The organism is Terrisporobacter muris (genome assembly GCF_024621905.1).
In the GTDB taxonomy this organism is placed as follows: domain Bacteria; phylum Bacillota; class Clostridia; order Peptostreptococcales; family Peptostreptococcaceae; genus Terrisporobacter; species Terrisporobacter muris.
This window is the reverse complement of record NZ_JANKBY010000196.1, coordinates 1-6,722: the sequence shown is the minus strand read 5'-3', so window position 1 is coordinate 6,722 and position 6,722 is coordinate 1. Positions and strand designations below refer to the sequence as shown.

Genomic DNA, 6,722 nt, shown 5'->3' with positions numbered 1-6,722 from the left:
TAAAATTCATACTTTTCCTTCAAAGGGTAAAATAATAATGATATAATATTTTCTTACATGGAACCATAAATTTATGACAGAAATGAGGAATGACATTGAATAGCAGAACATTTGGAGGTGTACTAGAAAACTTACTATATATCTCTAAACAAAAAAAATCTTCTTTAGCCTCCTATTTAGGCTACGATGTATCTTATATTAATAAATGGGTAAATTCCAAAAACTTACCTAGTTTTAAAAGAGCAGTAGAAATTTGTGAAAATATTGCAAAATTTATTATAAAATCTCTAGATAATGATACTAGAAAACACTTAGTCGAATATTTTGAACTCGAAAGAGGGGACAACGATTTTCTTTATGAATATATAAAGAATACATTACAAGAAGTTTACTTCGAAAGCTCCAATAACAAAGGGACCCAAAATATCCCAATGACTTCTGTTTCACAAGAATATTATAATGTGAATTGCGAAGTAAAACCTACCTTATTACCAAAAGCCATACGTGAAGAAATAGAATTTAATGCTAGCGTTGGCAATGATTTAGATATTATTATTGCTATAAACTTATTCTCTATAGATTATAAAGATAAGGTTTCTCTTGTAGATATGAAAAAATATTTTTATGAATTAAGTAAGTATACAAATGTAAAAATTAATTTTTTGATAGGATTTGAAGGTGAGAATAAAGAAGAAATATTAAACTCTCTTCTTACAATTAATATTTTATCATCTTATCCAAAACTTAACTTTAAATTATTTAACTGTGCCATTAGTAAAAATACTGCATTTTTTATAATAAAAGATAGATTTTTAAGTACTACTATTTTTTCTAATGATGGAGAATGTTTATTTAGTAATACATCTAAAAATAAAAACTTAATTAATGAGTTTTATTATAGTTTAGAATACAAACTAAAAAACAAAGGTAAATATATTTCTCTAATAAAATCTCCTATGGAAATGATTGAAGATCAAACTTATGTGCAGTATATTATGAATAGTGAGCTAAGATGTCTTTTAGGTTCTATAAATGAGTTTTTCATGCCTCCAGACTTATTTATGGAAATTGCCCATAGAATATTTGGAGATCGTCCTAAACTTATAAATGAATTAAAAAAAATTAATGTATTTTTACACAATGCAACTTATAAATGTAAATTAAAAGTACTTATATACGAACTAGAACTTAGAAAATATATGTCATCTGGATGCCTTCATTTCTTTAATACTCCAGTGACTTTAACATTTAAGGAAAGAGAAAGACATATAGAATATATAGAAAAAATATTAAAAGAAAATAATAAAGTTGAAATAAGGCTAGTAGATGGTAACTTTGTAGAGGATTTTAGACATGCAGATAATCCATCTTTCTACCTTTCTAAAAATCTTAAGTTTATAAAAGTTCATCCTGTTTCAGGTAAAAATGATTACTCTATATTAAGAGATAACGAAATAAAAAAAATGGTCGATAATTTATTTGATAAACTTTGGAATTATGGCAATGATTTAATTTTAGTAGATAAAGATGATATATTAGAAAGAATATCAAAATCCATAAGTTATACAAGGATAATAAGTGAAAACTTAGGTGAAGATATACACTAGAATAAAAAAAGTGAACTTATATAAGTTCACTTTTTTATATTAAGCAGCCATACCTGCTTCTATTTTAGCTTTTCTTTCTTTATTTAATTTAGTCATTCCTTTAGCTGCAGTTATTAAGCATATAAATGCTGCTACTACGAATCCTAATATTATCATCCAAGTCGTATTGTATCCTAATGCTCCTGCTAATACACCGAATAATACTGATCCAGCTGAGAACCCTATTGCGAATACTAATTGTAACATACCAAGTATACTACCATATGCTTTTTTACCGAAGTATTCTCCAACTACATAAGCTGGTGTCATCATGTAAACAAATACTGCTACACCTTTAACAGCTGAATGTAAGTGAGCAAATATTGGGTTGCTTCCAGCTAATATTATAAATACTCCTGATGCTGCAACTGCAACTGCAGATATAAGTAAAGTTTTTACAACTCCTAATTTATCAAAGAACACTCCACCTACAACATTTCCTGCTAATGAACATATAGCAAATATTGAACCTGTAAGTGCTATTACATTTGGGCTTAAGTTTAATACGTTTTGGAAATAGTTTGCATATTGTACTGAATAAGCCGAAACATAAAGTCCTACGAATAAGAATCCAATACCAAACATCCAGAAGAATTTGTTACTTTGAGCTTCTTTTAAAGTATATGATATATCTATTTCATTTGCATTTTCTTCTTCTGTTAAATCATTATTTCCTGTTACTACTTCACTAGCATCCTTTGGCATTTTAACTAAGAATAAAGCTATAACTACAGCAACAACAAGTGCTACTAAACCAAATACAAAGTATGATTTAGATGTTCCGTTTGCAACTATTGAACGTATAACTAATTGTTGCATGAATATATTACCTATAGATCCACCAGCAAACGCTATACCTAAAGCCTTACCTCTAACATTTCCGTCAAACCAAGAATTTATTAAAAGCGGTACTCCTATAGCTGATATAACAGCTGCACCGATATTTACTATAGCTGCTACTGCATAGAATTGCCATAACTGTGTACACATAGAGAATGCCATAAATCCTCCACCTGTAAGTATTGCCCCTGCAGTGTATATTAATTTTAAATTAACTTTCGCGAATAAAGAACCTATAACTGGAGCTGCTAGCGCTGATACTATTGTTCCTATTGAGAATATTAATGAGAATCCTGTTAAACTGAATCCATGTTCTTGTATAACTGATCCCATAAATAATGGTTGTATGTTAGATGCTATACAGAATGGTATTGCTTGTATTAACATACATACTATTAACATCATCCAACCTTTTTGTATTTTCTTTTTATTCATAATTTAATTATTCTCCTCTCAATCTTCATCTGAGCTTAAGACCCCCGGTAGGTTGTCTTTTTATTTGTTAATAGAATAACACAGAATATAATTGATATAATAGAGAAACAAAAGGATGAATTGTGAATTTCGTGAAATTTAAAATTCACAATTCATCCTGAAAATATTTTCCTGGAATTTTGCGCATAATTAATTTCATAATTTCCTTTTAATCCTAATCTGACCTTATTTTAGATTCCCCAAGTAAAAAACCTATTGAGGTACACATCAAATCCCTAAACTGAGATAATATAACTCTATCTGTATGGATGTTATTTTTATATATAATTAAAATCACAATTGCTGATATTACTGTAATAATAAGCGCTATAGATATTTGAACCGAATTTCCATCACCATAATCATACTCTCTTATTCTTTCACATATATCTTTATGCTCTTCATTGCTTTTTCTTGTCAATGACTTTGTTCCTGTATTTTTTTTATTACTGTTTTTTGTATTAGAACTTAATATAAAACCAAAAACTGATGCCAGGGAAGATCTAAATATAACTTCAATATCCTTAGAAATTTGCAGAGAATCTACATCAACTACTGCGAAATATATAATTATCCCAAATTGTAAGCCTCCTATAATAACTAGTGATTTAGCAGCTAAATTAAGTTCATCCCAATCATGTTTTAACTCAGATTTTAAAGCATGAATTCTACTGCCCAACCTTCCCCCTCCTTTAATATTTCTTCTTAATGAATATTATTTAACAAAATTAAATATATGCAAAAAAACACACCTAAATCATTAGGTTTAGGTGTGTTTTAATTATTTGTCCCATATACAAAGTCCTATAGTTCCAGCTCCAGTATGAGATCCTATGCTAGGACCTATTTTTGTTTCTACTATTCGATTAAAATCAAGTTCATTTTCAATAACTTCTTTTAATTTTTCAAATTCAATTTCATTGTCTCCATGAGCAATACCAATTCTCTTATCTTCTATGTTATCTTTTATATATTTTTTCACCATACTTATCATTTTTGATATAACTTTTTTATGACCTCTAGCTTGGTCTATATTCACTATAAATCCATCTTGCATTTGTAATATTGGTTTTATACTCAACATACTTCCTATTACTGCTTTTGATGCCGATAGTCTACCTCCCTTTTTTAGGTAGTCTAAATTATCAACAGCAAATAATACTAATATATTATCTCTTATATCTTCTAATTTTTTTATTATTTCATCTATTGATTTACCTTCTTCATTCATTTCACAAGCTGTAACAACTTGAGCTCCACATCCATAAGATAAATTTAAGCTATCAAATATGTAAATTTCTCCTTGTAAATCATTCTTTGTTATCATTGCAGATTGATATGTACCAGTAACTTTAGATGATCCACTAATATATAGTATCTTTTTTCCTTGGTTTAAATACTTTCTAAATATTTCTTCAAATTGAATATATGTAGCTTGTGATGTTTTAGGTATTTCATCACATTCTTTTATAAGACTGTAAAATTCCTCATTTGTAAGGTTTTGTCCATCTTTATATTCAATATCATTGATTATTATTGTTAGAGGTATTACTTCTATATCATATCGTTTAACTAAGTTCTCTGGAACATCTGCTAAACTATCACATATTATTTTTAAATCACTCATTACGTCTATTCTCCTGTCTTTATTCTATCCTATTTCTCTCTATTGCATTATTAGACATCTGCTTTATAGTCTCAAATACTATATTTAATGTTTCCATATTTATATCCTTTGTTATATAACTATTCCACTGTTCAAACAAATCAGTTAATCTTACTTGTACTTGTATACCCTTTTTTGTTAGTTTTATTCTATTTGTTCTTTTATCATTTTCATCTTTTATTCTAAATATATATTCTTTTTCTTCTAACGATTTAATAGCTCTAGCTGTTGCTGCTTTATCCACTATTAAAGATTTAGAAAGTTCCTCTTGGCTCACATTAGCCTTTTCATACATTTCCATCAAAAAAATATATTCTGAAGCTCCTATTCCTAAATCTTTAGTGTTATTATTTATATAAGTTTGAAACTGTCTATATAAAACGGAGATACATTTTCTCATTTCTCTGTATTTTTTATTCATATTAATATCCTTATTTTTTATATTTCATTCCAATGAGTTTCTAAAAGAGCTACCACTTCTTCACTTTCATTTATTATTTCATGATATGCACTAATATTATTATCATTATATTCCATTTCAGTTTTAACACTTACTTTATCTCCATAAGTTAATTCCTTTTGATATTTTATTTTAACTGAATAAATTTTGTAATCAGTCATAATCTCAAAAGGTATAGTTTCCAATATCCACCCTAAATATGTCACATTGCCCACATGTAAATTCAAATCTATATCAGAGTATCTAACATTAAATTCTTTTTTGTAATCAACATTCTTGCATTTTGAAAGCTTTAATTTATTTCTTCCTATTGTAGGTGTTTTCTCTTCAACTCCATAGGCCTTATAATGTTCATCAGGTATTGACAATGGCCTTCTTTTTTTAGAATCAACTAATATAACTAGTGTCTTTCCTTCAAGAATTAAATCATCTTTATCATTATAGATTTTAAAATACCTAACTGCATAAAATTTATTCATACCTTCAATATAAGTTATAGCTCTAAGCTTTTCTTTGTATTTAACATATTTATAAATAGTGATTTCGTAATCCACTAACATCCAAGTATGGTTTTCTTTTACCATATCAGCTATGACAAATCCGTACTTTTCATCTTGACTCAGACCACAATCTGCCATAAAATTCATATAAGAAGTTAGAAAACACTCTCCTCTTGCATCCGTATCTCTATATGTAACTTCATATTCTTTAGTAAACACCCTTTCCATATCTTATACCTTCTTCCTATATATAAATAATTTTATTTATTTTGTATACAATTTTTAGTTGATATGTCAATTATTTTAATTATATTTAGTTGATATGTCAATCATTATTGATATTATTTCATAAAAAAGCCATAGTAAAAAATTCAACTTCTTACTACAGCTTTTCCTCATTATATATTATTAACTCTTAGATTTTATTTTTGCTTCACCAAGTAAAAAGCCTATAGAAGTACACATTAAATCTCTAAATTGACCTATTATTTCTAAATTTTCAGTAAATGAAAAAGTATATTCACCTAATATTACTAATGCAGATATTAGGGTAATTAATAAAGCTACTACAATTTGCACAGTGTTTCCTTCTCCATAATAATATTTAAGTGTTTCCTTCTTCATTTTACAGTCCTCAGTAATAGCTTTTTCTTTATCTAAACTAATAGTCACTTTTTCCATATAATTATCTTTATTCCTATCTTCTTTTGTTTTTGTATTAGAACTTAATATAAAACCAAACACAGATGCAAGAGATATTCTAAATATTACCTCAATTCTTGCATATAAATCAGTATCCTTTGATTTATAAATAGCCATGAATATTATAGAAAAAACTAAGAAAAAGCCAATATAAACTAAAAGTTTTGCTGCTAAATTTAATTTATCCCAATCCATTAACAATTCTTCAATTAATGCTTGTATTCTACAAAATCTCATAGGTGTCACCACCTTATAGGTATGATTTCCGCCCTCTATCCATAATATTACATAAATTAATATTTTGTGATAATTTTTTATTTCTGTCCATACTTACTATTTTTATTATTCACAGTAAATATTAACACTTATAATGTATGTATCAAAAAAGAATAGTTATTATAACCACAGTTATATTAACTATTCTTTTTTATATA

Annotated in this window: 7 protein-coding genes; 1 reads left to right on the top strand and 6 read right to left on the bottom strand. The window is 27.2% G+C overall.

The genetic code is table 11. The features are described from left to right. Nucleotides 1-95 precede the first annotated feature (95 nt). The gene (locus tag NSA58_RS13550; protein ID WP_074429141.1) at nt 96-1,607 is read left to right on the top strand and encodes a hypothetical protein; all 1,512 of its coding nucleotides are present in this window, start codon (nt 96-98) and stop codon (nt 1,605-1,607) included. A gap of 39 nt (nt 1,608-1,646) precedes the next feature. Here the strand turns inward: NSA58_RS13550 and NSA58_RS13545 are convergent, their stop codons facing one another. The 6 genes from NSA58_RS13545 to NSA58_RS13520 all read right to left on the bottom strand — a co-directional run bounded on the left by NSA58_RS13545 (nt 1,647) and on the right by NSA58_RS13520 (nt 6,525). Next, the gene (locus NSA58_RS13545) at nt 1,647-2,921 is read right to left on the bottom strand and encodes a conjugated bile salt MFS transporter (RefSeq protein WP_039681336.1); all 1,275 of its coding nucleotides are present in this window, start codon (nt 2,919-2,921) and stop codon (nt 1,647-1,649) included. Nucleotides 2,922-3,135: 214 nt separating this feature from the next. Further along, complete coding sequence (locus NSA58_RS13540; RefSeq protein WP_074429140.1) at nt 3,136-3,639, bottom strand: hypothetical protein; 504 nt, start codon at nt 3,637-3,639, stop codon at nt 3,136-3,138. Between the two features lie 102 nt (nt 3,640-3,741). Beyond that, nucleotides 3,742-4,587, bottom strand: a complete 846-nt coding sequence (locus NSA58_RS13535; RefSeq protein ID WP_039678542.1) for a DegV family protein — start codon at nt 4,585-4,587, stop codon at nt 3,742-3,744. A gap of 19 nt (nt 4,588-4,606) precedes the next feature. Next, nucleotides 4,607-5,047, bottom strand: coding sequence for a MarR family winged helix-turn-helix transcriptional regulator (locus NSA58_RS13530; protein WP_039678541.1), 441 nt, complete (start codon nt 5,045-5,047; stop codon nt 4,607-4,609). A gap of 17 nt (nt 5,048-5,064) precedes the next feature. After that, nucleotides 5,065-5,814: an acyl-[acyl-carrier-protein] thioesterase gene (locus NSA58_RS13525; protein ID WP_039678540.1), complete on the bottom strand. Its 750-nt coding sequence runs from the start codon at nt 5,812-5,814 to the stop codon at nt 5,065-5,067. Between the two features lie 180 nt (nt 5,815-5,994). Further along, entirely contained in the window at nt 5,995-6,525 is a 531-nt protein-coding gene (locus NSA58_RS13520; RefSeq protein WP_039678539.1) for a hypothetical protein, read from the bottom strand. Nucleotides 6,526-6,722: the final 197 nt, after the last annotated feature.

Coding starts and splice junctions, on each gene's coding strand:
- NSA58_RS13525 (WP_039678540.1), bottom strand. CDS start 5,814: ATGGAAAGGGTGTTTACTAAAGAATATGAAGTTACATATAGAGATACG.
- NSA58_RS13535 (WP_039678542.1), bottom strand. CDS start 4,587: ATGAGTGATTTAAAAATAATATGTGATAGTTTAGCAGATGTTCCAGAG.
- NSA58_RS13545 (WP_039681336.1), bottom strand. CDS start 2,921: ATGAATAAAAAGAAAATACAAAAAGGTTGGATGATGTTAATAGTATGT.
- NSA58_RS13520 (WP_039678539.1), bottom strand. CDS start 6,525: ATGAGATTTTGTAGAATACAAGCATTAATTGAAGAATTGTTAATGGAT.
- NSA58_RS13530 (WP_039678541.1), bottom strand. CDS start 5,047: ATGAATAAAAAATACAGAGAAATGAGAAAATGTATCTCCGTTTTATAT.